Raw genomic sequence first — 26,640 nt, 5'->3', positions numbered from 1 at the left:
ACTTAATCTAAAATAAGGCTAAATCTGTTTGTTATACGCCCGAACATAACTATTCTCTCTGTAGTCAGAGAAAACTTCACAAAGGTGTACAATCTCCAAGCTGTTTAAGCTCTTCTCCCACTTGTCCAGAGCGAATCAATTCTTCAAAATTTCGGGTAAATTGCTCCATGCTTTGCTGAGTTTTTTGTTTTTCTTCTATCAAGCGCATCTTATCTGCTTGCAATTTGTTCGCTATTAGCTTGTCGAGATTATGTTTGCTTTGGTCAGCTTTTTTTTCTGTTCGTTCTTTCGCCTCCTGAGTGTTGCCCAACACGAAACCAAACGCTTTGTCACCTGCTGAACTTAAGTCGAGTTTGACCATTTTAGCGGTAGCGAGTGCACTCCCAACCGCACCAGTTAACGAAGCAGGATGTACAGTGCCGGAGTAGAGCGTGCCGATAGTGAGACCGACTCGTGATATCACTGATGTGGCTTTTGCCCACCATTGGGCTCGGCTATCCCTTAGCCCCATCTTCGATAATGTTTGGTAAACCACGTTTGAGATGCTATCACTGCCCATTTTAAGCCCTTCTCCTCCGTGTTTTCTATCCTGCCAATCCATGTAGGCGCAACCTGCATCAGACACGGCTAACACAAAAGCAACACCACTTGCGGCTGCGAGTGGAAGCCCTGCTCCTCCTGTAAGAACACTGGCTGCAATCGAAAGCCCAAAGCCTAGTGTCGCAATCCCAACATTAAAAATTTCTTTAAAAAACGTACGTTTGGCCAGAATGATACCCGCTTGTTTCGCTTTATCTTGTAGCTCATTAATTCGTTCAGTCTGTTTATCTTGAGCCTTCTTGAGCGGATCATCCCAAAGTTGAGTCGCCTCTTTTGGGCTAACTAGAGGCACCTGAGAGATGGCAAAGTCCGCTGAACTTTCCTTTTCCGTACCTTTAGGCTGAGCAATATCCAAATAATCTAATCTTTTGCTTGCGTTTATAGATAGTTGCGAAGACATAAGCATTCCTCCATCGTCACTAGTATTGAACTATTTCGTCTAATAAAGACTGTGCGAGTACTCGAACGTCAAGCTGTATTGGAGGCAGATAGCTCTGCTCTATGCTGGTTTGCAAGGCGCTTATTGACGGCTCTGTTTTACCAAGTGATAAATAACATTGGCCAATTCTAAACGTCACCCCCGCGTCACAGGCGTTCATCAACGTCGCGTAGCCATAAAAAACCAGTGCGCTCTCAAACTGGTTTAGCGCATGCAGCGTGGATGCAAGTCCAAACATAAATTCAAACTGCCATGGGTCATGCATCACTAGATAGGTAAAATGGCTCAAAGCTTCAGGCATGTCGTGATTTTGGTAGTAAATGAGCGCTTGCCGATAAGTATCATCCAACTCAAAAGAAGACATCTGCTTAAATTGTGCCAGCGTCTTATGCTCAATCAACACTTCATGAATTAACGTTTGCAAGGTTTCTAAATCTATAGGTACGCTGTTTTCAGTTTTCATACTGCATGACTCCCTACTAATATTGTGATTTTTGAAACTAGGGCTAATGTATTCGCCTAAGACTAAAACGAACAATTAATAGTCAAGACGCTAGGTAAACTTACATTAGTTAGCAAGCAAGTGTCACTTTATAATATGTATACCTTAAATAAAGAATACTCGTTGACATCTATAATCCATCATGGAAACAAGAAACATCATTAAATAAACCATTACATAATAAAAGAAGATTTAAACAATAAGTAAAGTTTCATTATTTACATTAACTCGTTTGAATAATATTCATCTTTCTAAAGTATGGAGAGAAAGATAATACTTATGCGCTCCACTCTCTAACCCCAAAGCAACTTGACAAAGAGGCTACTCATGTCATTGGTAAATAAAACCAAAAAAGTCAGGCTTCTAGTCATGGATGAACAACCACTAAACTATCACGGAATAAAAAGCCTACTTTCTACATTTCAGCAGATTGAAGTCATCGGCCTAGTAAAAAGTGGTTTAGACGCGTGCTCCAGCTACCGAACCTATCAGCCAGACGTCATTTTGATCGATTTACAGCTTCCCGGAATGCGGGGCATCGATGTTATAAAAACTATTTTGAGCCGCTGGCCCAACACGATTTTCCTTTGCCACACGGCTATATTTGAAGAATACAAAATTATTGAAGCGATGAGCGCTGGTGCCAAAGGCTATATACTCAAAACCAGCAGCCCTAGCGTTATCCTCGAAGCATTACATTCAGTGTTAAAAAACAAACGATTTATTGACCCATCAGTTAAACTAAATGCAGTAACCACCACATCACTTCGGCAAGCCCTGCGTCCTTCAGGTCTAACTCCACGAGAAATTCAAATATTAAAGCTGATTAGCGAAGGTTTCAAAAATAAGCAAATAGCTGACCTTCTAACAATTAGCCTAAAAACCGTGCAAACACATCGACTTAACTTAATGAAAAAGCTAGAAGCTCACAATGCAGCACAACTGGTGCATTGGGCAAGAAGGATTGGTTTACATTAACCCATTTAACAGAATTAAACATATCTTAGTGATAAATTAATAATTATCAATATATCGATAACATTCATTAGTTAGGCTAACTACGTGTTCAGAGCTAAATGAGGAGGTCAACATACTAGTACTCCGTTATCTTTCATAAGAGTAAGGTGCCCTACATCCACACCTTCATTGGTATCTTTACTCATTTTTGAAAGACGACATCCACTATTTTATAGTCCAGCAATCGAACTTTATTCATCAATCTCATTTGAGATCCCACAACGGATTGTGGGGTTTTTTCCCCAATATCAATTCCCTATTTCCTGCATTATTTAATCGGCATTCTTTCACCTCTTGAATTCAATTCAAAAAACATCTTGTTCTACTTTTTAATAGATACGTATATAGACAAATCGAAACAAATTCATAACAAAACTACATTCCCGTCAAGCACCCTTAACCTATGATTTCCCCATCAATCTTAATCAGTGTTTTAAGTGGTACCAATGAGCCGTCTACAAACCTTCCTAGCGAAAATGGAGTTAGGAGCTCAACAAAAAAGGCAATTACTCGACTCCATTAGCGAGTTTTTAGAATACGGCATTTCTATGCACGCGATATTTAGCGAACTGTTGCCTGAGATGTACCCCAAAGGCGGTGTGCGTTTTGTTATTGATGATATCTTCGAGAGGATTTCTGATGGTGCTTATTTGTCCGATGCATTGCTCCCTTGGTTTGGCAAAAAGGTTTCAGCCACAGTAAAAAGTGGCGAAGCGTCTGATTCACTCTATTCGGCGTTAAAAATTGCCGCTGAATCTACGGCAAAAGAAGCCAGTCTACTGCCCATTTTTGCCAACAAACTGATTTACCCAATCGTGGCCATTATGATGTCGTTAGTGGTGATTGAAATGATGAAAATAAAGCTCTTTCCAAGCATATTAACATTATTAAAATCCACCCCACTTCCACCGAATATTGCCAACTATCTGTCCTACGCAAAATTTATGACAGGATTTGGGTTTATTCTTCTAGCTCTATTCATTCTATTAATCGGCATAGCCATTACTCTGGTGGTACATAATTATACAGGAGCGTTAAGGCCCAGCCTCGATAAGCTGCCTATATTTGCTATTTATAGAAAGTCGGCTGGTGCCTATTTACTTGGGCAACTTGGGTTTTATTTTAAATCCAATATCTTACTGGATGCCGCACTACAAAATATCCTCGATGCATCGCCATCGCGATACGTGTCCATGCATTGCAATAAAATGATGAGCAATATTGAAGATGGTGTCAGTAATGTGGCCTATGCGTTCGATACGGGTCTGCTCGATAACTCAGTGATGTCGGTAATGAAAGCCATGGGTAAGGTAAATAAAATTGAAGATAACTGTGCCAGTTATTCCATTTTATTAACCAAAGAAGTGGTAGAAACTGTAGCAAAATCAGGCAAACTTGTGGGCTTAATTTTGTTGTTTTATGGCGCAATGAATATTGCTTGGTCAATCGAATCCATGTACGCCACTATTGGTTTTGTACAAACCACACTAATGTCATAGACGATTTATAAAAGCATTTTTAAGGAGTTAACAATATCGACAACTATTAAGTTCTAGTTCCCAATAATATATTTTTTAAGACATAAAACACATTAAGGAAATAAAATGTCGAATTCTATTATTCAACTTGATAAGTCATTATCGTGGCAAAGACGTATTTTTAGCGTTAAGCAACGTAAACATGAACGAGGTTTAACCATTGCGGAAGTTGGTATGGCCGTGGTGTTAGGCGTAATTATTCTTTCAGCTGTATTTACCGCTTATAATGTCAGCAGCAAAAATACGAACCTCGCAGCGGTACAAAGTGACATCTCCAGTATTCTTTCAGCAGCCAAAGCAGCCAATGTAAACGATCCCTCAATTATTGTGGATGGTGCAGTTGGTTTAGATGCCTTAGGGTTACCTACAAATATGACCGACCCGTTTGGAGGCCCATATGGAATAACCACAAAGAAAGGTACTGCTACTACTCCTGCAACAATAACTATAGGAGGCAGCATGCCCGATGACAGTGCTCTTTGCGGTTCGTTGAATGGTTTTGCGGGCAAACTTGGAGCAGTAGGCACTTCTAATGTGCAAGCGAGCGGTAATGATACTCCACCGGCAACGAAAAACTACGCAGACTGTAAAGGCAAAACTTCTTTCTCTATAAAAATAGACCTGTAAATATTCAGTACCACATCATATTGCTCTGGTGAAATTTCCTCGCAGGGCAATATGCCCGTCGTATATTTGTTCTATGTGTAATATATCATGATAAGAAATCTCAACACATATTTATCAATTAGATCCCATCAAAAAGGCTCTTCCCTAATTTCCTTTTCCTTATCACTAGCCATTTCAGTAGTGATAACAAGCGCCGCCATTATATTTATTACCGAGCAATACCACCATGCAAAAAATGAGATTGCTCTTAATTATGACCAATCCACACTGAATGACCTATTTAACGCGGCGGCTCGTTATGCTTATTATTGTAAAACAACAAGTAATGGCAATGTTAATTTTTCTCGATTACAGAATAAACATTTTTTCAATGTGAAAACAGATTCTGACCAAATGCAAAGCGCTCAAAAAGACATTGATATACAAAATATCCGCATTAGATTTAACAATGATTTCAGTCACTCTGGGCAGGGAACGACAACAAAATCTGTACAAGTCACCCTTAGTGGTCAGCTGAAAGGTAATCCTAACAGCCGAAAAAATCAACGCTTACGCCATGGCATCCATGCTCAGTATTCCAGTTCTGATAAATTCACGATACAACGACGCGTACTCTACCCTACCTATGCCGTCAACAATGTGGATTTATCGACCAATAATACCGTTTTTATTACGCCTTACTCCCCACCAGCCGGAGGCATCACATGTTAGTAGAAACACGCCTAAATCATCGCCACTCGTCGCAAGCAGGCTGGGCCATGGTAGAAATGGCATTGACCAGTGCGATTGTCATATTGCTGATAACCACCTACGTTATGATTTCTAATCAGATACAGGAGAAAAACCTGGCGCAGCGTACCGCGCAGGAAATGAATGGGTTATTGGCCGCGGCGGTCTCTTATTATCATGATCATGACGAAAAGTGGCCCGACGATAGCGGCCCCACTGGAGCCATAAAAAAACTTATTGAGGATGGATATATCGTTGGCCAACCAGGTGTTTCAAAAAGTGACGGTATTAACCCTTGGGGTAAACTATATAAAGCAGAATCTGTTCCCGGTATGCACCAAAGTCAACCGGATTTTGAGGTAGCAACTTGCGTGCCCGATTATGTTGCACACAAGCTACAAACTCTCGTTCCATATGGCGAAAAAGCCCAAAACCTTCTCACTTGTCCTAGAGATTACCAAGCTATCGCAACTCGGATCACTACTGCATCAGGAGATAAACGTTTCACCTTTGATATTGGTATTTATTCGATGACAACCCGCGGCCAAGGCATTGCCGAAATCCCTAAGCCTAAGTGTACCTATCCGAGAAACATACCTACTGTTTATGTGATGCCTGCCGTCTATGATACCGATGGTTACGCTGTTAGTGGAGTATCCGCTTACGCGAAGGCTACCTCAGATGGTAGTGGCTGGATTGCACATATTCAAGCCGTTACGAGTAAAGGCATTATGACTGATACAGCTGACCCAACAAAAAAACCAGATCTTGCATTAGCACATGCTTCAGTGATTGCTATTCGTGATTGCAAAGCTCAATAGACTATTCCTTAATTAAGGTATTATTACATGTATGTATACAAGTATCTCTTAGTACCCATTGTATTACTGACCACTTGTCATTTCGCTTGGGCGGGGTGTTCAGATGGAGAGTTTCAATGTGGCGACGTTGACAGTAGTACTCAACCAAATTTGAGTCTCTCCAAAAGTAAGGCAACACTTCCGATTGGCATATATCATGAGGGGAAAGCAAGAACCGCTAACGGTTTTGGAGACTATCGTAATAACTCGAGCATTAGCATTGAAAACAACGCTGACACTCAAGACCCGGTACCTCTGCCCACTGGTATAGCCATTAACCCTAAAAGTTATTATGAGATGAACAATAACATCAAATTTCCTTCCCAGTTTCAAGTATGGAAAAAAAACTGCGGAAAAGAACTCGTTACTGGAGCCTCATGTTAACTATGCATCATTCTATTCCATTTATCCTAATACTGATATCGGTTATCTATAGCAGTGCGATTGCCAGTGGCCTACTTTGTGTGGTGATCACACGCCTACCAATAATGATGAGTAGATTAAAAACCACAACTAAATATACGCTGTATTCACCACCTTCGCACTGTACGAACTGCCTTGAAACGATTCCATGGAAAAACAAGCTACCTATTTTAGGTTACTTTATCTCAAAAGGAGAGTGCCTATTTTGTGGGCAAACGATCCATCGCCTTTATCCTAGCATTGAAATTGGCTATACCCTATTAACTACTGCTCTGTTTCTTTATTATGGTTTAACTATTAAGTTTGTGATATTAGCTCTATTTAGCTTTCTCGCAATTGCACTATCTGTAATCGATGCCTATTTCTTTTTACTTCCCAATCTCCTAGTCCTTTTTTTGTTTATTGTCGGTATAGCCTCATCTTATTTTGGAGTGTTTGTCTCAGCCAAAGAGGCCGTATTAGGTATGGTTATAGCGCCAAGCTATTTATACGTTGTCAACTTTATTTATGAGATCTATATGAAAAAAAATGGCATTGGCTTTGGTGATATAAAACTTATCGGTGTGCTAGGGCTATTTTGTGGATTAAGAGGCATCATAGTTGTTCTATTTATTTCATCTATAGTATTAGTAATATACTCACATCTATACACAATGAATAGTAAGAAAAGAGCACTCAACATTAAAGTTCCTTTTGGTCCATTTTTATTATTTGTAAGTTTTTCTGTTATCACACTTTCCAATCTACTCACTTTTATAGGACACGCAACATTATGAGTGTTATTATATTTATAGCTCTATGTCTATGTAGCGTCACCGCCTCATTCGCAGCTCCCACTGCTAGCCACACAGACTCTACTGGGGGCTCCTTAGATACAACTCATGATCTAAACATAGTTTGCAATCAATACGGGAAGGAAAGCAATCCTAAGTTCGTAGATGGCAAAGCAAGTTGCTCTGACAAAGATGAAGTGCTGATCGGTATTAAATCCAATCAAGGCTCTCCTATTGAGATAGAGTGTGCTCAGATCAAGTGCACTTATTCCTCTGATGGAAATCTAGAAAAAAAATTCTATAGGTTTAAATAAACACTTTATATTAGGAAATTATATATGAATCGAAAGAAATACTTATTTCTTACTATTTTATTTTATTTTATTCAGCCAAGTTTTGCTTTTTCTGGAAACCTTTATTATGGAGCGAGGAAAACTGCACCATTTACAACCAGGATTTACTGGAGGAATACCCTATGCGGTGCTCAACATGGTAAAACGTTTCAACTCCAGGATGGGCTTCAAAACATGACCATACCTAAAGGAGGAATATTTATGATAAAATCATATAGCGAGGGCATCAATGGTCTTGCTCCCCTTAAGTATTGCCGCTATATTCAAAATATTAAAGACGATACTAAATATCATAATCCGAAAATACCGCTAAAAGAGGGTGTTGAATTTGGCAATAGAGACGTATATGGTATTATGGCTAATAGCACTGATGGAAGTAAACCAAGCATTCAAAATAATACTCTTGGTTCAAACTGGATAACCCCAGGAAATACAATGGGGATAAATGGCGCATTTAAGCTTCTTGACAGCTACCCAGCAGGTCCCTTAAAGAAACATAGAAGGTGTGTAGGCCCACCAAAACCCCTTATATGCTTCGTAGAAGGGCATCTTAAAGTCTCTTTAAAAATATACAGCAAAAAACAACTTGGATATCGAGCGTACGATGAAAACGGAATCCAAATGACTAGTGCCGAATACGTATATGGTTCAGGAAAAGATACGGAACATTTGGATCCAAATACTAACAACCCTTTCTATAGGCTATATCTGCCCCACGATAAGAATGACATGCCCATACTTCGATATCCTCAAAACAAAGTTACTCTAACGTACTGGGATCCAGGTTATTTCTATCAGAGCTTTTTTAATATAAATGTTGAGGTCAGCGTATGGCGGAATGGAACTCTAGTCAAGAAATACGATAATTCGGTTCTAATAAAAGGGACTAAACCCCAACCAAGAAACATAGAATTAGACGCGAATACATTCCCACACAAATTCGATACTGGTAATCGAGGGCAACATTTTGTTGCAACGGAAACTGTAAGCGATAAAACTGGCGGTGGTGCATTATCTGACAGTAGTCAAATGACTTTGTACCGACTTGCTCACTTTTAAAAATAAAGAAGCCCTTTAGCCTAATACACAGAAAAACCTCGCCTATATAATGCGAGGTTTTTCTTTAATTGATTTATTCTAAGGAAAGTTTGCCAACACCACTTCTGGTGAAATCAACCCAGACAGCATATTGTCAATCGCATTTTCTCGAATGGTTTTATAGCCTTTATCTTGCCACAGTTGTAAAAGCTCATCTGCACCGTGTAAAAATATTGATCGTAATATATCTTCATCTGGCTCTAAATATTCCGCATTCAGAGCTCGGCCACCAATTCCCATATACAAACAATGTTCACAGCCTTCTGGATTAATAAACCTGACCTTATCTGTATTACTATACTGGCGGCTTATCGACAATGCTTCATCAAGCAATGCTAACACCATATCACTTTTGTCTTCCGCATCTATTGGCAGTGCGCAGTGTGAACAGACCTTAGGTGCCAGTTTTTGGTGAACCAGTAAGCTCAAAAAGCCTGGAGAGCCCAAGTTTTTAGGGTGAACGCCCATATTAATGATTCTCGAAATGGTATTAACTACACCCATTGAGTGAATAGTGGTGATGGCCTTACTTCCTGTAGTTACTGCCTTTTCCAGTAACATCAGTGAGGTTCTGTTACGCACCTCTGTTGGGATGATGACTTGAGCATCGACCCTAAGTAGGCTTTTGAACACACTATTATAATGGGCATCAATTTGTTCTTCGGTATCTTTGGCAGACTCATGAATCGGGATTTGCGTCACGCCTTCAATCACCCTTTCAGGTGGAGATTCAATGGTGAGAATATTGTTCGACTCTGAGTGTTCTAATATCTCATGAATACAAGCTTGAAGCGCGGTGGATTTACCGGCGTTCATGGTACCAGAAAAGGCGATAAGTCCGCCGTTACTGATAAGCGCTTTTTTTAACGCATAGTCTATCTCTTGGCTATACCCTAGCCCTGACACCCCAGATGAGAAATATTGCATTTCATGATGAACAATTCGATAGAACACCGAATAGCCATTGGGGTAATTATTGACCGTTTGCACCCTTAAGCTGCATTGCTCAAGGTTTAAAATCGCCTGTTGCATTACGGTGGAGTTAAATACTCCGTCGGTGGTGCCGGATATTGAGAGTTTATTGAACGACGAAGCAATCATTTTATTAATGTACTCAGCATGAACCACCGCTGCTTTTATTATCTTGCCATAAATACGGAAGTAGATCGTACTGACCGACTCACCAATATGAATATGAATATCAGAGGCGTTACTATTTAAAGCGTATTCTACGACACGAATAAACTCAGGTAATGGCGCACCACTGGTGTTGACCATTAATTTTTTTTGCATAGGAATGCTCCCATTAAAGGTTGGAAAAAGTATGGGTACGGATAAAATTTAGAATGTGGATTAATGAAAACTATTTAAATATTAGGAATCAAGCAGGCCAACTGAAGACTCAGCGTCGTGCAGGCTGATCACACCACTAGAAATATAGCTCTTCGCTTGAGCTTGCACCGTAAGGCCACTTTGTTTGAGCTGTTTGTGCCATTCAAACCATGTATTGTTGTTAATATGCTGAAATTCTTGTTCGCCTAATTGAATCAGCTCTGCAATCACCAGCCGACCATCTATTCCGCTGCCGTTACATTGCTTACATCGCGTACCAGTTGATTTTTTGTATACGTTTTTGCCAAATTTCTCTATGACCTCACTGTCATCATCTGGAACTTTGCACACACTGCATAGCTTCTTAACTAAGGTTTGATAGCCTAGCACTGACAAGAAGCTGGGATCGGTCAACGTACTGGTATCAAGCCCCAAATCTTTCAGACGTAATACAATATTGATCGCCGAGTTGGCATGTAATGTGGTTAACACCAAGTGCCCGGTGATTGATGCTCTCGACATCATGCTGGCGGTGTCTTCATCCCTCACCTCACCGATCACAATGCAGTCAGGGTCCATCCTCATGGTTTGCCGTGTTAATGCTGCGAAGGTACACAAGCTGTTATCGCTATTGGTAGGGATCTGTGTGGCGTTGGCCAAACGTTTTTCAACTGGGTCTTCAATGGTGTATATTTTTTTATCTTTGGGTATTTTGCTGATCAAAGCGGCAAGTGTGGTGGTTTTTCCTGATCCGGTGGCACCAGCAATTATGATTGCACCACTTTTGCGCTTCATGTTCCTTTTAAGAAGATTCAGTTGGTTGTCCGTGTAGCCTAAACCCGACAATTCCGTGATACTGTTTTGCACCGTTAAGATACGCATCACAATATCAAACCCAGGATATGGATAAGCAGGAATACTAGCTAGCCTAACTCGGATGGGCTGCCCTTGAATGACAATTTCCATCGAAGCATCATGTGGAATCGAGCTGCTAAAGTGTTTTTTCACATCGTCACTTTCTTTATTGAACGCGACAAAGGTAATCCGTGTGGCCCGAGATGCTGACCATTCACGAAAGGTAAACATACTGCCATCTTTACGAAATTTGATTTTCGCTATTTTCTTGCGTACTTCAATATGAATATCACTGACATTAAGATCAAAGGCACTTTTTATAATGGAGCGCAAATCCTCTTGCGCTTCTGTCATCTCTGACTTATCAGTGTTTTTGTCTTCTACCTTGTCGTCTTGAAATTCTGACATAACATCAAAGAAGCTATCCAAAATATCTTGGTTCTTGGTAAAAAAAATCCTCTTTACGGGCAGAAAGTGTCTGGCCATCACACGTATGACCATGTCTTTTTGCTGTCTATTATTTTCAGAAATAATGACGTTACCACAAGAAAATATCACCACTCCAGATTTGGTGTTGTCGATGCACCAAGAAGTGAGAGGCAAAAACACTTCTGTGCTGAATTCAATATCTTCATAGGAGTCAATATACTGTTCTTCTGAAGCCATAGTCGTAATCACCTAAGGTTAGTTAATCGATAATGTCATTGCTCTTTTTCCGGATAGTCTGATGCTATTTCTTCGTACCACCCGCACGGTGTAACCATCAAAATGCCCGCCCTGTTGGACTAGCAAGCTTTTTCCATTCAGGTCGATTTTCGCTGCTCTATGTTGATTATTTATAATGGTGCCAAGTAGCTTTATATGTGTAGGTTTAGCGATTTTTTTAGGGACATAATGATTGGCTTGAGGGGTATGCATTTTTTCTAGCACAGCATTGTCTATCATCTGTTGTAAGTTGTTATTATTAGCATCGTTGTTTTTATCTAACATATTTTGTTTTTCTGACTTAAGCTTCAATAGTTTATTCTCAAGTGTCATCACGTTAATATTATATTGAAGCTGATCGATTTTATTTGCACGTTCAGTTAGCATGTGACTATCAAATGTATTCTGAACACTATTATTTATCGGCCATGACTTTACGTGGTCGACGTTATTTGCGAATGAAGAAGAAGCGAAAAGCATACTCAATCCCAAGAAAAATTTGTTATGTTTCATAATCCACTACTCACCGTAAAAGTTAATCACTAATTTCACGTTAAAGTTAATATAGTTAGATCCATTGTCGTTATTTGGCGTTATATCTAACGAAGATATTTTTGCTGGATAATGGTCCAGGTTTGTTATCATGTAATTCAGCACATTCAGAGATAGATCATTGAAGCTAGTATCAATCTCAACATTTTTATAACTTGATAACTTTCTAGTTATATAATTACTATCCGTTATCTTCCCTTTTAATAGCATTTGCATACTTTGAAAGTAATGAATAACTTGAGGTTTAATTGGTGTGATGTAGTACAGCTTATGTTTCTTTTCCTTATGATTGGGAGAGAAGGTAATCACCGCACCAGACTTACCAAAGTCGCTTTGATTCCAAGAAAGAACCCCACCTAAGCTTTTAACACAGTGTAGAAGCATGGATATTTGAACACTGTCACTTTTTTTGGGCATTACACTAAATATGAACTTATGACCTTGGTATTGAATTCTTCCTATCGACCAAGCACTGTGTATTTGTGAGTTTAACTGAGTGAACTCCTTACTTAAGTTAGTGATGATATAAGTTGCACTGTAGTCATCCATGGCACTTTTGTAGGCTTGATAGATGTCCACTTTCTTCATATTTTGCCGCATTAGCTCTTGCTCTCTTTCTACTTTTTTCATGTGTAAATAGAAGATCACGCAAACCACGATTGAGAGAACAACCGTTATAAATAGCAGCAGTATCACTCGTTTTCGTTTATTCCGTTCCGCAGGATCTTGCGAGAGATATAGCTTATTACCTTTAAGTGAAGAGCAAATTGAACTATCAAGCACATCAATTGAAATGGTGTGACTATCCACATCAATAAAGGAAACATCTTCAATGCCAAATATCGAGATGGTCATTGGGATCTCATCCAAATTTTCCAATATCTCAATCTGGCCTATAATTTGGCTTTCTTGATCTAACTCGCCATCAAAGAACACATTCCCATTATAGATAGAGACTAAAGTGTACGTGTCTTCATTTTTTTCAATGTACATAAACTTGTGTGGATGCTGTTTATACTCAGCGATAGACTCTGCTAATAGAAAACCTTTCTCTTTGGTAAAAACTAATTGTTTCTCTTTTTCGTTGACGCAATAGAACCTTCCATGGTTTCTATTGCCTCGTGCCATTTGGTTGATGGACTTTGTGTTGATATCTTCATTGGATAAATCAAGTCTGTGGCTCGCGAGTATAAATTTGTTGTCCTTTTTATTTCCTTTCTTGTTCGATTTTTCCTTTGTTCTCATTTTTGTTCGGAAAAGACTGTTTTTAAATTCCATTATCCTCTCCTAGCCTTGGTGTTGTGTAATATAAGGCGTAATCAGCAGCACTAATTGTTGGTTATCGTGGGCTTTTGCAAACGCACCAAGTGCATCTGAACCAAAGTTTTTCATTGCGTTGTACGCGTCTCGATTGAATTTGAACCCACCTAACACCAGAGTCTCGCCGTTAGACAAAATCGCATCTTGATTAAATTTCTTGGTGCTCACGACCGGAAGCTGCATCTTATTGCCCGACTTATTATCTGTCGCCATCGGCATGGCATCTAACGACGCGATAGAAAGTGAAATTTTAGTGTAGACACGGTTATTCTGGATATGAGGAATAATAAATGCTTGCATCCCCACGGTAATTGAACCGGGTGTCATGGAACTACTGTCCGACGTGCTACTTCCACCTGACATCATATTGCTGGTAATCTGTTGAACGTAAGCAATCGACGTGGTTTCGTTAAGCTCTGCCATGCGATTGTTCAGTGTCGTCATGATAGGCTCATTTTTTTCCAACACTTTGCCTTGCTTAGATAGGAAAGTGAGTACTAAGCTGTTGGCTTTCCCTCCGCTAATAGTAAAGGCAGCCGTATTGCTTGACGCCGCTTGATCATTTAGATTACTGAGGTTAATGCCAGATAGAATACCATCCTGCTTAAAGGTTGTACCTTTGAAAATCTCATTCCAGTTGATCCCTCGCTGATGGCTACCGTCCATGCTGACGGTAATCAGTTGAACTTTGTAACTCACCTGCTGGCTTAACACTTTGTTATAGCTTTTTAAATATTCGGCCACTTTCTTGACGTTTACATAATGGTCAGTCACCGTGATTTGTGACGACGACTCAGAAATTGCTAATGTGCCTTGGCTGGACAACAATGTTTTTATCGCTACTGAGAGATCTTTCCATGGGCTTACTGTCCCAGCTTCTTTACTGTATTGATCTGAAGAGCCATCCCCACCACTATCATCAAGGCTGCTAGATATCTTGCCTATCGACTGATCATCAGATTTACCGATGGCAAAGTCAGAATCACCAGGAATGGAGCTAATGCTAAAGCTTTCAGTCGTAACATCAGAAATGACCACGCTGTTATTTTTAGGTAGGATTTGATAACCCGATTTTTTGCTTAAATAGGATAAGGCTTCGCTCGTAGAGCCAGAAAAACTGAATTTTATTGTTTTATTTTTGTTTGCCCCACCATGGAATTGGGCGGCGACTTCAGTCCCCGCTAATATTTGATTGAGAATATCTCCAATGGAAAACACCCCATTAATATCAACATGAGATTGAAGCCACCAAGGTGTTCTGATTACCTTTTCGATATAAAATCCGTTATGGGTATTGTACTTGTCGCCTGTCTTTAGCGTTTTATCAAAATTCATATTGATTTTGTCTACCGCTTTATTGACTTGATTGTCGATTTTTTGCTTTTGCTGTACTTCAGAGCATCCCGACAACATCACGACCAATGAAATACAAAAAAAAGACCATTTTCTATTAAACATACTTTCATCTATTCTCAGTTATTGGAGTAATTTTATTGAATGGACACCTTTACAACTTTATTCCCGTTATAGAGGTCGACTGATACAGGGTAATTTTTAATGAGCTGCTTTAGATCTGAGCTAAAGTCATTGCCTGTTATTTTTTCATCTTCAAACAGAATAATGTCTTTGTTTCCTGATGGGATAACCGTCCAACCGTAAAGCTTTGCTATTTGATTGATGTTGTATAGAAGACTACTGCCTTTTCTCGCTATGTGATCTTTTGAGAAAGTGTTAATGGGTTTTGTAAGCTTCTGTAAAGGTACTATCTGTTTGTCTTTCCTTTGATATACCGACGGCTTTTTTAATGGCGTACTTTTTTTCTTATGCCCTCGAATATAGAGCTTCTCTCCCGTATAAATATCATACGGTGGCGTTAGATCATTGAGTTTAATTAACTTAGAAAAGGATATGTTGTATTTATACGCCAAACCTACCGCCGTATCACCTGCTTGAACAACGATTTGATCATCGCTAATTCGTTGACTGAAATGACGCTTGCGTATTGGTTTTTCTGGCTTTAGGTTGTGATGTTGCCCCCCATTACACCTCATAGAGTAAACAATTTGCCCATTTGAACCCGCCATTGGGTAGAGTAAACAACCTTCGTTGCGGCTGTTTGTTGTGGGCATATCACCCAATACTTGGCTCGTCTCAACAACACGAGGGACGTTAGTAATGGGGTAATATCGAATGCCTGTAGCAATGTATGGTTGGGGTACCTGCTGCTGAGGGTTTGGGCTTGCTGAAGCATAGGTATTCACTTGAGCTTGTGATGACGGAGGCAAATTTACCACTTTCCGTGCCACGGTACTGAGTTGGGGCGAATTGTAGGACTGTGAAGGTTGCAAGGAAGCGCTCACTTCGTTGGTTGCGGTTGCCGATCTAGGTTGAGCTCCTACGACATTTTGTTCTTGTTCATACTTTTGCTTAGCACTAGCAAATTTCTTTTGCGCGAGCAAAAACTGCTGCTGAGCTTGTTGATAGGCTCGAGCATTTTCTGCGCTTTCCGCCTGCCTATATTTCTGCTGTATCTGTTTATATTTGGTTCGCGCTTTTTCCGCATTTTGATAAGCCGTTAAACTTTCTTGTTGCGCTTTTTGATAATCAAGCTGAGAGGTTTGGTATTGTTGCTTTATTAGATCGTAGCTACTTAACCCAGCGTTATCTGGTTGCTGGTTGTTTGTTAAGGGTGTCGTTTCACTAGTAGGCGGGGTTACTGGGTTCGCCATACAAGTGCAAGAACCCAACCCTATAGAGAAAACAATGTGCTTTAGTTTCATTATTCACTAACTCTATTTTGGTGATTTGTCAGCGATATTAGAAAGTCAGCGTAAAGTGAATTTTTATAATTGTTACTGAGTTGTTTATTGACTAACTCAGAATGTAAACTTCCAGTGTCTGAGGGACCCAAGCTACGACTATATGCAAATTTTAGAGAGATAGATAAGATGAACAGCACGCGAAAGCGCCCTGTTCATTAAGAGTTTTCTATATTTTAGTACAGTCACAACAAAAGCATTCAGTGGGTGAATGACGATAACCGACAAAGCCCAACCAAAAAGGGATAAAATAACGTGATTTATGCTTTTGAAATTTGAAAAGACGGGGTTAAGTCCAAAACTACAAGACGATTATTATTCAATTACATTTTCTCTACTTTGGGCAAAAACATATACCCTTGATTATGAACGGTTTTGATGATTTTAGGTGAAGAAGGGTTGATTTCTAAGCGTTTTCTCAGCAAGCTTACTCTGACATCGATTGAACGATCAAATACATCTCTGGAACGGTTTTTAGTACACTCAATAAGAAAATCTCTACTTAACACTCGGCCAGAATGGTCAATAAATGCTTTAAGTAACTTAAAATCGGCAGAAGAGATGGATTCTTCTGTCTGACTTAGTTGAGATTTCAACATATATGTTGCTGTATTTAACTCCCAATCAGAAAAAACGAAGATGTCATTACGATGCTTTACCTTAGTTTCAAAGTGGTACATTCTATTTTCTATCACTTTATATCTAGCAACAAGTTCATTGACATTGATCGGTTTCACCATATAGTCGTCACAGCCCACATGAAAAGCTAACAGCTTCTCCGACATGTCATCGATATCTGTTGTCATGATAAGTGGAATGCAAGACACCTTGCGCATTTCTTTACATAACTGATGTCCGTCTGTATCTGGTAGTGTCAAGCTAATTAACGCGTAATCGAAGTGGTATCTTTCCAGAGCTTTTAATGCCGATTCACCTGACGTATATCTAGCAACGTTAACGTTATGTCTAGCGTTGAGAACCTCAGTTAGTTCATCAATTAAACTGACATCATTATTAACAATCATCATTTTTTTTATTTTCTTTCTATCCATGCTAATACCTATATTTGTATGCAATAGTTAATTACTAATGGACTTCATCCTATATAAACCATGCCACCACTAAGCGTAAAATACGAAATAAATCTCATAATAAAGCAGTGACATATTAATTTTTTACAAGGTATTTTGGCTTGCATCAATAAAATTAATTAAATAATGATAGGTATCTATTTTTATTTAAATTGATGCATTTTAATTTCCAGTCCATATGCAAAACTCACCAAATATCAATAAATAACGTTGAGGCTTGAATTTCTTCCTCACATCACAATGTTCGATATTTAATCAATTTTATATCTCATAATCCTTGATTTGATAATTATTGATAAGGCTCTGATATTTTGTGGCAATATTTTATATGAATCAATAATAATATTGTCACACTAAAGTAACATTCATAAGTAAAAAGTAATCATCAGTGGGCATATTCAATATTGTAACACCGAGTTTTTATCTAAAGTACAATACAAACCTTGATTTTCGTTCCATCTGTAATGCGATATCGCTCTACTTGTTCCAGCGAATTGCAATCTCGTCCCAAAACACTCTATTTACTTAACCATCACTAAGAAACGGGTTTCATATTGTTGTACATTTTGCACTGTGAAGCCCATGTGACTCACAAAGCCATGCTTGTTGTTTGTCGTAAGCTACTTTTGCAAGATTTAACTATTAAAAGGAAATCGATATGTTTAGGCCAATACTCACCTGCTATATCGCTTCAACGCTTTCATTAGTTTCAACCTTGACGTTAGCACAGCAAAACGAGAAAGAGCGCATAGCGTCGAACGCTCCGACGCTAGCCCCACTGTTCATCGCACCAACCAATATAGGGATAAAAAACACGTATATTATCGTTCTTAAAACGCCAGCCATGCTGAAAAATGATCAGCAATCATTACAACTGTTTACTCAGAAAGCGGCGGCAAACTTGTCGAACCAATATGCCTTTGAAGTCGGCAAGATGTTTCATCATTCTTTAAGCGGATTTGTCGCTACATTAACAAAAGAACAACTCAAAATGCTTCGCTCGGACGATATGGTCGAGTTTATTGAACAAGACCAAATCATTTCGCTCGACCCCATCTCTGCAATTGAATCAGATCAATCTAACCCTGTCTGGGGTTTAGACCGAATCGATCAAAGATCGCTACCACTTAATAACAATTACCACTATAGCTATGACGGCACTGGAGTAACGGCCTATGTTATTGATACTGGTGTTACTACAACTCACACAGAGTTTGGAGGGCGTGCTCATAATGGCTATGATTTCGTCGACAATGATTATGACTCTACTGACTGTAATGGACATGGCACCCATGTCGCAGGCACGATTGGTGGACAGCTGTACGGCGTTGCCAAAAAAGTCGATATTGTGGGTGTCCGGGTATTAGGCTGTAATGGCTCAGGTACCACTTCTGGCGTGATCAGTGGTGTCGACTGGGTGGCCTCAAACGCCAACAAGCCAGCAGTTGCAAATATGAGCTTGGGCGGAGGCGCTTCCAATGCCTTAGATATTGCGGTGGCCAATGCCGTAAAATCTGGCGTGAGCTTTATGTTAGCGGCGGGGAATTCTAATGCTAGTGCCTGTAATTATTCTCCTGCACGTGAACCTACTGGTGTCACGGTAGGATCTACAATGAGTAATGATGGCCGCTCAAGCTTTTCCAATTGGGGCAGCTGTGTTGATATCTTTGCACCGGGGTCAAGCATAAAATCCGCCTGGTATGATGGCGGGTATCGTACAATCAGTGGTACATCGATGGCCACTCCCCATGTCGCAGGTGTCGCTGCATTATATTTGCAAGAAGACAGTACATTAACCCCCAGCCAACTTGCCTCTCTTATTGATACTCGGGCAAGCATCGATAAGGTCACGGATACAAGAGGCACCGCCAATAAGCTCCTATTTAGTTTAGCCGATAGTAGTTGTGAGCCTGACTGTGGCAACCCAGCTCCCGATGACGAGCTTAGCAACGGCGTTCCCAAACCTGATTTAAGCGCCAACAAAAATGAGCAACAGCACTACTATATCGATGTACCTGCCAATAAAAGCTTAACGGTTCGTATTCATGGTGGCTTCGGTGACGCCGATTTATATGTACGTTTTGGCACCAAACCTAGCAAGACTTCTTGGGATTGTCGGCCTTATTTAAATGGCAACAACGAAGTGTGTACTATCGAAAGCACCAACGCCGGCCGCTATTATGTCATGCTTGATGGATATAGTTCCTACAGTGGCGTTTCATTGGAAGCAAAGTATTAACAAATAATGCAACTTCATAACAAATATTTTAGATTTTAAAATTTAAAAGCTAACCAAAATATATTGGTTAGCTTTTTTCATAACCCTTCCCTGTCCCTCTCTAAAGAAATTAGTCACTTCTACTCAAACTAATAATAAGCAGAACTTAATATTAAATTAAGTTGATAGAACTAAAAGTTAAATTTATTTTAGGTATCGATGACTAGAGATAACCAATATAAAAACAATTAACACTTATATTCTTCCTTTTATAGAAAAAATATTTTATATAGAGAACTAATATGAAAAAAACACTTATCTTTAAAAGCCTTGCTTTTGTATCTATTTTATCTGCAACATCCGCCTATGCTGGTGGAGTTTCAAACTGTTCTACTCCAGAAACGAATTGTAATGTTCCTCAACTCCAAAGCCCTCAAGTCGGTCGATTTTATTTCGATGCCGGTGTGGGTCGAGCGACAACATCAGTTCCTCGAAATTTTGGTGATGGTGTACCTAAAAATAGTGACGCTACCTCTCTTGGATTTGCCGTCGGCTATAGCCAAGCAGTTAACGACTCATGGGACATCGGGGGAGAAGTGGGCTATAACTTCCTTGGAGACAGCGATTTTGGAAATGGTATAACAATCACAACTTCTAGTATCGATATTGCTACATTAGCCTCCTACCATATAGACAACCGTTGGTCTATTTTTGGTAAAGGTGGGGCCGCACTGATGACAAGCAAATATGATGCAGATACTCCTGCTATATCCAATGTCAAGCCTTTTATGGGTGTAGGTGCCAGATATAGCATTAACGACAACCTGAGCCTACAGGCGACTTATTCTCACTATTTTGGAGACAAAAAGTTTGACGAATCCGCTCCTTATATGATTCCAATTATCGATAACGTTCTGGTTGGTGTCCACTATAAATTTTAACGTATAAACATGGTTGCTTTTGGCTATTTACACTTTTAGCCAAAAGCAATTTTTCTAGCATTTCCTTTACCCAGTTAGTCCAATGAAAAGATCAAAATATTTCCCATTGCTTGCCCTAGCAGCTGCTTTCAATACTTCTTGTATAGAGATGGCTCACGCCAGCACATTTCCCGGTGCAGCAGGCACAATTGCCCCATTTAGTAACAAAGGCCATGTTTATGTTGCAACAAGCTTCGGTGTCGCTTCAACTAAGATGCCGACCTCTCCAGACTTCAAAGCGGGTGAAAGCTCGAACAGCCTGGCCAGTAGCCTTAGTTTGGGGTACACGCAGCAATACAACCAGTCTTGGGATATTTTAGGCGAACTTTCATACAATTATTTTGGGAGTTCTAGCTCCAGTAATACTTCGAAAACAAGCACCACTTCCATTGATCTAGCAGAGATAGGCTCTTACCACTTAAATAATCGATGGTCTATCATGGGGAAAGGCGGCATGGCATTGCTGAAAGCGAACCTTCAGTCGAACACAAAACCAAGCCAAAAAAATGAGGCTATCAAGCCACTCGTCGGTATTGGTGCTCTATATCGATTTAATTCACAGACGAGTCTACAAGCGACTTATACCCACTACTTTGGCGATACTCATTACAGCAACGGTACCAGCACGGTGCCCGTGGTAAGCAGCTTTTTACTGGGTTTACAATATACGTTTTCATAGGCGAAGCTATTAAGGTATTTCCGCCTTCATCAAATAGCTGAAACAATGGGCATTGGCTTAACATATCTCAACACTTACGTTGAAGAACTTCTGCAATGCCCACATAAAGACGTGGCTCAATTAAGCCTCATTAGCGTAAGTTTTTGCTAACTTTCCAATGTAATTACGCCCCAGATTATCCTGCGATAGCCACTCATCCGGTTTAAATAAGTCGAATAATCCAAGTTTATATAAGACGGGGATAGCCAGCTCTAGTTCTTGTTCAACGTCTGCTCGCTCTCCTGAATTGTATCGATCAATATTGTGGATCATGGTTGCAACCGTGCCTGTGGGTAGTTTGGTCCCATCTTTAAACATGACAATCGGGAGAGATTCACCATCAGCAACGATCTTTTGATTAACGGATGATAGCTGCTCTACTTTCATTTTGTCTTTCATACTAATACCTCATACTTCGTTTATGCAATTGAGGGGTTAGTATACTTTTGCTTACGAGTGGCTTAATATACAAATCAAGACAACTTATTTAGATATTACGCCATGACGAACCCCATAAGATGGATAAAGTCACATCACGGTTCCGCCACAAACGCGGATTGGCATCAACATGATTATGCCCAAGTCTATTGGGTATGCCGTGGCTGCGTTGAAGTAGAAACAAAAAGTGAACAGTGGACAGTGACCAATGGTTGCTTGGGCTGGATATCTCCATCGGTTGAACATAGTGCTCGCATCATTTCCAGTGTGGACGTCAACATCCTCTACATACAAACTGAACATTTTTCGGGGCTGCCAACTTCATCCAAGTTGGTACGAACAAATGAGCTCATCCACGCTTTACTCAATCGGCTACTCTTGTCAGATTTTACGATCGCCGACACCGCGCAGCAGCGTCGATTTCAAGTGCTTTTGGATGAGATACATGATTCCCCTTCTTGCGATCTATTCTTGCCTCTTCCTGAAGATAAACGAGTGAGAAAAATCGCGGATCTTTTACTCACGTTTCCAGATGATGAGCGCCTTCAGCCCGAGTTAGCCCATGAATATGGCTTGAGTACACGAACGTTAAGTCGATTATTCAAGTCGCAAACCGGCATGAGTTTTGGGGCATGGAGGCAGCAAGCTAAACTCATTAGCTCACTGCCCTTATTAGCTAAAGGCAACCCAGTAACAAGTGTTGCTCTCGAATGCGGCTACGATAATACAAGCAGCTACATCACCGCATTTAAGAAACGCTTTGGGAGCACCCCCAGCCAATATTTTGAATGATGAAGTTAGTTGGAACCGCTAACTTGGAGAGAAAAGCACATTACGTTTTGTCTTATCATTTTGTAAATTATTCTCCACATTGTTTAAGTCAAATTGTTTAGTGAGTGCTCTGATTTCAATGATGTTCAGCTCCGGATCTTGAATGAAGAAAAATGCTTGTTCACTCGATGTACCTTGCTCACAAACCGTTGGGTGAACCAAATATTTAATACCCGAACTTTCCACAGTTCGAATGATTTCTTTGAACTGTGAATAGCCGTTATCTTGAAAAAAGACACCAAAGTGCGTATCAGGAACGAAATTTTCCTTTCGCATTCGTTGTAGTTCATCGGCACTGTATTTTGCTGTCTTAACTTCATGCTTTTTGTTCTCAGCAAACGCTAAGTTATGACCAAAAAAATCCACATATAGCTGTTTTTCATCACCATTCACAGTGACCAGTTTGCAATCCATCTTAAGCTTATCTCTATAAAACGCTAACAAAGGCTCAATATCAACAACGGGGCGAAGTGCATAGTGGAAAAGTGCTTCCATATTTTCTCTCTCCTAATATATAAACGGTCTTTAATGAATACCAAAGTGACCATCACCTTGGTATGCGGTTATATTAAAAGGATTTTTTTGTTCGTTATTCCTGTATTATGCCAACTGGCTTTGTTTATACGCCAACGTAATAACGCCCCTCAGCTTGATAAATTTTTCTTTTTGGAGATAAGACCTGATATGAGAAAGATATCGCCGTATTAGAAGATATGAGGTACTGGAGCTAATTGAAGTAAATTGGATTTACTGCAGCAGCATCATGAACGATAATTGAGACCTATACGACGTATCGTGCACAACTAATTGATTACAATGTGGATTTCAAAAAACAAAAACAATTGGTAAAAGGAATTGATAATGAAAAAGCTAGCAATGGTAGTGTCTACATCATTTGTCATCTTGAGCGGTACGGCCAATGCCTTACCATATGTAGGTGCCAAGCTTGGATACAGTTGGCTAAATGATGAATGCACAACTGGCTATACATGTGATGACGACAATTCAGCGTCTCTGGGTATTTTTGGTGGATACGAACTTAATAAGTATCTAGCCTTGGAAGCAGGTTACGACTACCTAGGAAAGTTTACTGGTGCAGGCCTGCCAGATGATAGCGTTTATGCTTTTACCTTAGCACCTAAAGTGAACTACGCCCTTAATGATGCTGTCAGCTTATACGGCAAGCTTGGGGGAGCTTACGTACACTATGGCAACAAAAATGATGAGTCGTTTTTGGGCGCTCTAGGTGTCGAGTTTAATGTCATAGACAGAGGTTCAGTACGAGTTGAATATCAAAAGTTAACCGACATCAATAATGATATTGTTCGCGCGTCGGCGAATACTGCCTATGTTGGGTTTTCTTATCGATTTGGAGGTAATGAGGGACAACAGCCAGCCGCGGTAGTCCAAGAAAAGGTCAAAGAAAAGCCTGCTCAAGAAGTGCCCGCTAAACCTGTGCAAATGAAAACCTTTAAAACTACTTTGTTGAGCAATAACACGTTTGAATCTAATAGTAGCCAACTAAAACCTGAGAGCCTTGGTCAACTTAACGAGCTAGTGTCACTTCTAAATAAATACCCCCAAGCTAAAGCCGATATTATTGGCTATACGGATTCATCAGGCGCAGAGCGTTACAATCAAATATTGTCAGAGAAGCGGGCTCAAGCCGTGGCAACAGCACTTACCGAACGCGGTATTAACGCCAGCCGATTAACGGTAATTGGTAAAGGAGAAAGTGATCCGGTAGCAAGCAATGCAACACCTGAAGGTCGTGCAAAAAACCGCCGGGTTGAAATTTCTGTACCTGAATTTGAATATCAGGAGTAAGCTGCGCGAAAAAAAGCCCACGAAACCGTGGGCAGACAAAGCCCAATAAAAGCAAGAGGGCAATAATTGTAAGTTGGCTATAAAAAGCGACACTCTTTGACAAAAGTGTCGCGCTATACACTCTCCTACGTTGTGCTATAGAAAGTGCATAGCATGAAAACTAAAAACGCGTGGGGCATCAGCTCATCATATCTATACCCCACGGCGCACGTCTTCCTCTGTTACATCACGTCTATTTTTTGATCGGCAATCACATCCCATGTGGCTATTGACTGCAAACAAGGTCTGATGTCACCACTTCGGATCAACTGGTAACGATCGATTTCAATCTCCAGTCCTTCTAATTCTAGATTTAGAGCATTAATACTTTCTTGCTTTGCACACATAATATTGTCGTTATAGGCCAAACTCAGATGCGGATTAAACGCATAGTCCGAATTGGCATCTAATGTTGCAAAGCGAGAGTTGCCAGATATCAAAGCGTCATTTTTTTGCAGCTGCATATAGAGAAATTTGAATATAAAGTCGTCCCCATCAACCCGAGTACAGGGAGATAATAATAATGGCAGCTGATCGACAACGGTTGTGAAGCGTGTTATGAGTTCTGCTTGCTCGGTTTCACCGATGAACATGGTGACATGAGGTAAAAAGGACGGCGTATTCATCTCACTTGCTAGGCGATTGATTATCGATTGTAGCCTGCTCAGGCTTGGTTCAGATGGGATAGCCCATATCGCAAACGTCATTTGATTATCCTTAGTGTGGTTTTGCTTCGTGTCATGTTCGCAATTATCTCATCAAGCTGCGCAGAAGTTTGCTCAAACTCGAATTTTGCTTGAGCCATACCAATTGCATATGCATCTTCAGATGAAAAATTGTTGATACCGCCAAGATCATCGATCGCCTCGCGGTCAAATTCAGGTATAACATGCACTTCGTCGGTTAGGTTGTCTAAAATATTGAAGCACTTAATCGCTCCAACACTGCTAGTCCCTCGGATCGTGCAGCGTTTATTTTTATTCGCCCAAATGGTGGCAGCATGTCGAATATCATTCCTTGAGAAGTGACGCGCTCTTGAAGTAAGAATCTCTTTTGCAGAGTATCGCTGTAGCTGCGTTAACCCAGCAAGCTTAACTTCGAAGTAAAGTTCACCATCTTGCAAAAGTGGGTCACCGTAGAGTTCGGCGTCAACACCGGCCTCTTTCTTTGTGTCTGTTAACCACTTCTTCAACACCCTAAACATTCCTGTTCCTACCTTAATGTTACAGCTCGACCAAGAGCTGCCCAGTAGTTATATCGGCGAGGCTTGGTCTCTGGTTTCAGTAACTCGATATGGCGGCTTAACCACTTGGAAATCATGTATCCAGGTACCGCCAAGATAACCGCACCGACAAATTTAATTGCCATTGAAGATAGGATCATGCCTTGAATATGAAGAAAGCTATATCGGCCGAAGAAGGTAATATTGTAGGCAATATTAAGCATTAGCGTTTCACCGATTACTGTAGAAATGATGGAGCGCCAAATGAAATGGATGTTGAAATAGAAATCACGCATTTTTGACATCAGGTAGTCATTCAGTGCTTTAGACGCAAGACTACTAATGATTGAGCTGACGACGATGATATTTACAAAGCTAAATATGTAGAGATAAGCTTGCCTGTGTTGTTCTCCGTGAAAATCGGTTGGCAGCACATAAATGGCCAGCCCTAGTATCACGCAAAATATCACTTGTGCCACACATGAGAAAAATGTCGCTTTCACTGCCCGCTCAAAACCGAAATTATCCGTTAATATGTCGGATACCAAAAACGAAAACATAAAGAACACCGCAGAAATTGGGGCGATCAACACTGGGGTTTTCAATGTGATTGGTATAATGATATCGCAGACCAACTGCAGGATAATGAGAAATACCACCAGAAGGTTGTAGATGCTGTACTCTTTTTCCAGCTTACGGGCACGCTGATCCGGTGTGAGAGAAGACTCCATTTA

Annotated in this window: 28 protein-coding genes; 14 read left to right on the top strand and 14 right to left on the bottom strand. The window is 40.2% G+C overall.

What is annotated here, in order from left to right:
• Nucleotides 1–76: 76 nt before the first annotated feature.
• The gene (locus M9194_RS04360; RefSeq protein WP_250611310.1) at nt 77–1,000 is read right to left on the bottom strand and encodes a hypothetical protein; all 924 of its coding nucleotides are present in this window, start codon (nt 998–1,000) and stop codon (nt 77–79) included.
• Nucleotides 1,001–1,019: 19 nt separating this feature from the next.
• Complete coding sequence (locus tag M9194_RS04355) at nt 1,020–1,502, bottom strand: type III secretion protein (protein WP_250611308.1); 483 nt, start codon at nt 1,500–1,502, stop codon at nt 1,020–1,022.
• Nucleotides 1,503–1,868: 366 nt separating this feature from the next.
• Between M9194_RS04355 and M9194_RS04350 the strand changes: the two genes are divergently transcribed.
• From M9194_RS04350 to M9194_RS04310, 9 genes are all read left to right on the top strand, one after another.
• Complete coding sequence (locus M9194_RS04350) at nt 1,869–2,519, top strand: LuxR C-terminal-related transcriptional regulator (RefSeq protein WP_250611306.1); 651 nt, start codon at nt 1,869–1,871, stop codon at nt 2,517–2,519.
• Between the two features lie 485 nt (nt 2,520–3,004).
• A complete protein-coding gene (locus M9194_RS04345; protein ID WP_250611304.1) occupies nt 3,005–4,057 on the top strand; it encodes a type II secretion system F family protein in 1,053 nt (350 codons plus the stop codon).
• A gap of 105 nt (nt 4,058–4,162) precedes the next feature.
• Nucleotides 4,163–4,723: a hypothetical protein gene (locus M9194_RS04340; protein ID WP_250611302.1), complete on the top strand. Its 561-nt coding sequence runs from the start codon at nt 4,163–4,165 to the stop codon at nt 4,721–4,723.
• A 180-nt stretch (nt 4,724–4,903) separates the two neighbouring features.
• A complete protein-coding gene (locus tag M9194_RS04335) occupies nt 4,904–5,434 on the top strand; it encodes a hypothetical protein (RefSeq protein WP_250611300.1) in 531 nt (176 codons plus the stop codon).
• A complete protein-coding gene (locus M9194_RS04330) occupies nt 5,428–6,273 on the top strand; it encodes a hypothetical protein (RefSeq protein WP_250611298.1) in 846 nt (281 codons plus the stop codon). Before M9194_RS04335 ends, M9194_RS04330 begins: the two co-directional genes overlap by 7 nt.
• A 27-nt stretch (nt 6,274–6,300) precedes the next feature.
• On the top strand, nt 6,301–6,696 hold the full coding sequence (locus M9194_RS04325; protein ID WP_250611296.1) for a hypothetical protein: 396 nt from the start codon (nt 6,301–6,303) through the stop codon (nt 6,694–6,696).
• On the top strand, nt 6,690–7,511 hold the full coding sequence (locus M9194_RS04320) for a prepilin peptidase (protein ID WP_250611294.1): 822 nt from the start codon (nt 6,690–6,692) through the stop codon (nt 7,509–7,511). The genes M9194_RS04325 and M9194_RS04320 overlap by 7 nt, the downstream gene beginning before the upstream one ends.
• Entirely contained in the window at nt 7,508–7,822 is a 315-nt protein-coding gene (locus M9194_RS04315; protein ID WP_250611292.1) for a hypothetical protein, read from the top strand. Before M9194_RS04320 ends, M9194_RS04315 begins: the two co-directional genes overlap by 4 nt.
• Nucleotides 7,823–7,846: 24 nt before the next feature.
• Nucleotides 7,847–8,920: a hypothetical protein gene (locus tag M9194_RS04310; RefSeq protein ID WP_250611290.1), complete on the top strand. Its 1,074-nt coding sequence runs from the start codon at nt 7,847–7,849 to the stop codon at nt 8,918–8,920.
• A gap of 78 nt (nt 8,921–8,998) precedes the next feature.
• Here M9194_RS04310 and M9194_RS04305 read toward each other — a convergent pair whose 3' ends face one another.
• The 7 genes from M9194_RS04305 to M9194_RS04275 all read right to left on the bottom strand — a co-directional run bounded on the left by M9194_RS04305 (nt 8,999) and on the right by M9194_RS04275 (nt 17,594).
• A complete protein-coding gene (locus M9194_RS04305; RefSeq protein WP_250611288.1) occupies nt 8,999–10,252 on the bottom strand; it encodes an ATPase, T2SS/T4P/T4SS family in 1,254 nt (417 codons plus the stop codon).
• Nucleotides 10,253–10,333: 81 nt separating this feature from the next.
• Nucleotides 10,334–11,812, bottom strand: coding sequence for a GspE/PulE family protein (locus M9194_RS04300; RefSeq protein WP_250611286.1), 1,479 nt, complete (start codon nt 11,810–11,812; stop codon nt 10,334–10,336).
• A gap of 18 nt (nt 11,813–11,830) precedes the next feature.
• Complete coding sequence (locus M9194_RS04295; protein ID WP_250611284.1) at nt 11,831–12,238, bottom strand: hypothetical protein; 408 nt, start codon at nt 12,236–12,238, stop codon at nt 11,831–11,833.
• A gap of 132 nt (nt 12,239–12,370) precedes the next feature.
• Nucleotides 12,371–13,681 (bottom strand): hypothetical protein, encoded by a 1,311-nt coding sequence (locus M9194_RS04290; RefSeq protein ID WP_250611282.1) that lies wholly within the window; start codon nt 13,679–13,681, stop codon nt 12,371–12,373.
• A gap of 9 nt (nt 13,682–13,690) precedes the next feature.
• The gene (locus tag M9194_RS04285) at nt 13,691–15,181 is read right to left on the bottom strand and encodes a hypothetical protein (protein WP_250611280.1); all 1,491 of its coding nucleotides are present in this window, start codon (nt 15,179–15,181) and stop codon (nt 13,691–13,693) included.
• A 32-nt stretch (nt 15,182–15,213) separates the two neighbouring features.
• The gene (locus tag M9194_RS04280) at nt 15,214–16,452 is read right to left on the bottom strand and encodes a LysM peptidoglycan-binding domain-containing protein (RefSeq protein WP_250611278.1); all 1,239 of its coding nucleotides are present in this window, start codon (nt 16,450–16,452) and stop codon (nt 15,214–15,216) included.
• Nucleotides 16,453–16,865: 413 nt separating this feature from the next.
• Complete coding sequence (locus M9194_RS04275; protein WP_250611276.1) at nt 16,866–17,594, bottom strand: winged helix-turn-helix domain-containing protein; 729 nt, start codon at nt 17,592–17,594, stop codon at nt 16,866–16,868.
• Nucleotides 17,595–18,291: 697 nt separating this feature from the next.
• On the opposite strand from M9194_RS04275, the gene M9194_RS04270 reads away from it, so the two are divergent.
• From M9194_RS04270 to M9194_RS04260, 3 genes are all read left to right on the top strand, one after another.
• Nucleotides 18,292–19,872, top strand: coding sequence for a S8 family peptidase (locus tag M9194_RS04270; RefSeq protein ID WP_250611274.1), 1,581 nt, complete (start codon nt 18,292–18,294; stop codon nt 19,870–19,872).
• 281 nt (nt 19,873–20,153) lie between these two features.
• On the top strand, nt 20,154–20,792 hold the full coding sequence (locus M9194_RS04265; protein WP_250611272.1) for an outer membrane protein: 639 nt from the start codon (nt 20,154–20,156) through the stop codon (nt 20,790–20,792).
• A gap of 82 nt (nt 20,793–20,874) precedes the next feature.
• Nucleotides 20,875–21,510, top strand: a complete 636-nt coding sequence (locus tag M9194_RS04260) for an outer membrane beta-barrel protein (RefSeq protein ID WP_250611270.1) — start codon at nt 20,875–20,877, stop codon at nt 21,508–21,510.
• Between the two features lie 120 nt (nt 21,511–21,630).
• Here M9194_RS04260 and M9194_RS04255 read toward each other — a convergent pair whose 3' ends face one another.
• The gene (locus M9194_RS04255; RefSeq protein ID WP_250611268.1) at nt 21,631–21,948 is read right to left on the bottom strand and encodes a DUF7709 family protein; all 318 of its coding nucleotides are present in this window, start codon (nt 21,946–21,948) and stop codon (nt 21,631–21,633) included.
• A gap of 102 nt (nt 21,949–22,050) precedes the next feature.
• Between M9194_RS04255 and M9194_RS04250 the strand changes: the two genes are divergently transcribed.
• Nucleotides 22,051–22,779 carry a helix-turn-helix transcriptional regulator gene (locus M9194_RS04250; protein WP_250611266.1) on the top strand — a complete coding sequence of 243 codons (729 nt, stop codon included), beginning with the start codon at nt 22,051–22,053 and terminating at the stop codon, nt 22,777–22,779.
• 18 nt (nt 22,780–22,797) lie between these two features.
• On the opposite strand, the gene M9194_RS04245 is transcribed toward M9194_RS04250, so the two are convergent.
• Entirely contained in the window at nt 22,798–23,313 is a 516-nt protein-coding gene (locus tag M9194_RS04245; protein ID WP_250611264.1) for a VOC family protein, read from the bottom strand.
• A 366-nt stretch (nt 23,314–23,679) separates the two neighbouring features.
• Here M9194_RS04245 and M9194_RS04240 point away from each other — a divergent pair, with 366 nt between their 5' ends.
• The gene (locus M9194_RS04240) at nt 23,680–24,645 is read left to right on the top strand and encodes an OmpA family protein (RefSeq protein WP_250611262.1); all 966 of its coding nucleotides are present in this window, start codon (nt 23,680–23,682) and stop codon (nt 24,643–24,645) included.
• 221 nt (nt 24,646–24,866) lie between these two features.
• On the opposite strand, the gene M9194_RS04235 is transcribed toward M9194_RS04240, so the two are convergent.
• Genes M9194_RS04235 through M9194_RS04225 form a run of 3 tightly spaced genes read right to left on the bottom strand, consistent with a single transcriptional unit; the run spans nt 24,867 to nt 26,637 of the window.
• The gene (locus M9194_RS04235; protein WP_250611260.1) at nt 24,867–25,391 is read right to left on the bottom strand and encodes a hypothetical protein; all 525 of its coding nucleotides are present in this window, start codon (nt 25,389–25,391) and stop codon (nt 24,867–24,869) included.
• Nucleotides 25,388–25,888 (bottom strand): hypothetical protein, encoded by a 501-nt coding sequence (locus M9194_RS04230; protein WP_250611258.1) that lies wholly within the window; start codon nt 25,886–25,888, stop codon nt 25,388–25,390. Before M9194_RS04230 ends, M9194_RS04235 begins: the two co-directional genes overlap by 4 nt.
• A gap of 8 nt (nt 25,889–25,896) precedes the next feature.
• Entirely contained in the window at nt 25,897–26,637 is a 741-nt protein-coding gene (locus tag M9194_RS04225; RefSeq protein ID WP_250611256.1) for a VUT family protein, read from the bottom strand.
• Between the last annotated feature and the right edge of the window lie 3 nt (nt 26,638–26,640).

The sequence above is a fragment of the Vibrio sinus genome (assembly GCF_023634645.1).
Lineage (GTDB): Bacteria > Pseudomonadota > Gammaproteobacteria > Enterobacterales > Vibrionaceae > Vibrio > Vibrio sinus.
This window is presented reverse-complemented; position numbering and strand designations above follow the sequence as displayed.

Bases quoted from the DNA above. Each gene is read 5' to 3' on its own strand.
- M9194_RS04225 (WP_250611256.1), bottom strand. From the start codon at position 26,637: ATGGAGTCTTCTCTCACACCGGATCAGCGTGCCCGTAAGCTGGAAAAA.
- M9194_RS04255 (WP_250611268.1), bottom strand. From the start codon at position 21,948: ATGAAAGACAAAATGAAAGTAGAGCAGCTATCATCCGTTAATCAAAAG.
- M9194_RS04295 (WP_250611284.1), bottom strand. From the start codon at position 12,238: ATGCTAACTGAACGTGCAAATAAAATCGATCAGCTTCAATATAATATT.
- M9194_RS04350 (WP_250611306.1), top strand. From the start codon at position 1,869: ATGTCATTGGTAAATAAAACCAAAAAAGTCAGGCTTCTAGTCATGGAT.
- M9194_RS04260 (WP_250611270.1), top strand. From the start codon at position 20,875: ATGAAAAGATCAAAATATTTCCCATTGCTTGCCCTAGCAGCTGCTTTC.
- M9194_RS04310 (WP_250611290.1), top strand. From the start codon at position 7,847: ATGAATCGAAAGAAATACTTATTTCTTACTATTTTATTTTATTTTATT.
- M9194_RS04320 (WP_250611294.1), top strand. From the start codon at position 6,690: ATGTTAACTATGCATCATTCTATTCCATTTATCCTAATACTGATATCG.
- M9194_RS04340 (WP_250611302.1), top strand. From the start codon at position 4,163: ATGTCGAATTCTATTATTCAACTTGATAAGTCATTATCGTGGCAAAGA.
- M9194_RS04345 (WP_250611304.1), top strand. From the start codon at position 3,005: ATGAGCCGTCTACAAACCTTCCTAGCGAAAATGGAGTTAGGAGCTCAA.
- M9194_RS04275 (WP_250611276.1), bottom strand. From the start codon at position 17,594: ATGGATAGAAAGAAAATAAAAAAAATGATGATTGTTAATAATGATGTC.
- M9194_RS04315 (WP_250611292.1), top strand. From the start codon at position 7,508: ATGAGTGTTATTATATTTATAGCTCTATGTCTATGTAGCGTCACCGCC.
- M9194_RS04285 (WP_250611280.1), bottom strand. From the start codon at position 15,181: ATGTTTAATAGAAAATGGTCTTTTTTTTGTATTTCATTGGTCGTGATG.
- M9194_RS04290 (WP_250611282.1), bottom strand. From the start codon at position 13,681: ATGGAATTTAAAAACAGTCTTTTCCGAACAAAAATGAGAACAAAGGAA.
- M9194_RS04270 (WP_250611274.1), top strand. From the start codon at position 18,292: ATGTTTAGGCCAATACTCACCTGCTATATCGCTTCAACGCTTTCATTA.
- M9194_RS04240 (WP_250611262.1), top strand. From the start codon at position 23,680: ATGAAAAAGCTAGCAATGGTAGTGTCTACATCATTTGTCATCTTGAGC.
- M9194_RS04230 (WP_250611258.1), bottom strand. From the start codon at position 25,888: ATGTTTAGGGTGTTGAAGAAGTGGTTAACAGACACAAAGAAAGAGGCC.
- M9194_RS04265 (WP_250611272.1), top strand. From the start codon at position 20,154: ATGAAAAAAACACTTATCTTTAAAAGCCTTGCTTTTGTATCTATTTTA.
- M9194_RS04355 (WP_250611308.1), bottom strand. From the start codon at position 1,502: ATGAAAACTGAAAACAGCGTACCTATAGATTTAGAAACCTTGCAAACG.
- M9194_RS04360 (WP_250611310.1), bottom strand. From the start codon at position 1,000: ATGTCTTCGCAACTATCTATAAACGCAAGCAAAAGATTAGATTATTTG.
- M9194_RS04250 (WP_250611266.1), top strand. From the start codon at position 22,051: ATGACGAACCCCATAAGATGGATAAAGTCACATCACGGTTCCGCCACA.
- M9194_RS04325 (WP_250611296.1), top strand. From the start codon at position 6,301: ATGTATGTATACAAGTATCTCTTAGTACCCATTGTATTACTGACCACT.
- M9194_RS04245 (WP_250611264.1), bottom strand. From the start codon at position 23,313: ATGGAAGCACTTTTCCACTATGCACTTCGCCCCGTTGTTGATATTGAG.
- M9194_RS04300 (WP_250611286.1), bottom strand. From the start codon at position 11,812: ATGGCTTCAGAAGAACAGTATATTGACTCCTATGAAGATATTGAATTC.
- M9194_RS04280 (WP_250611278.1), bottom strand. From the start codon at position 16,452: ATGGCGAACCCAGTAACCCCGCCTACTAGTGAAACGACACCCTTAACA.
- M9194_RS04330 (WP_250611298.1), top strand. From the start codon at position 5,428: ATGTTAGTAGAAACACGCCTAAATCATCGCCACTCGTCGCAAGCAGGC.
- M9194_RS04235 (WP_250611260.1), bottom strand. From the start codon at position 25,391: ATGACGTTTGCGATATGGGCTATCCCATCTGAACCAAGCCTGAGCAGG.
- M9194_RS04305 (WP_250611288.1), bottom strand. From the start codon at position 10,252: ATGCAAAAAAAATTAATGGTCAACACCAGTGGTGCGCCATTACCTGAG.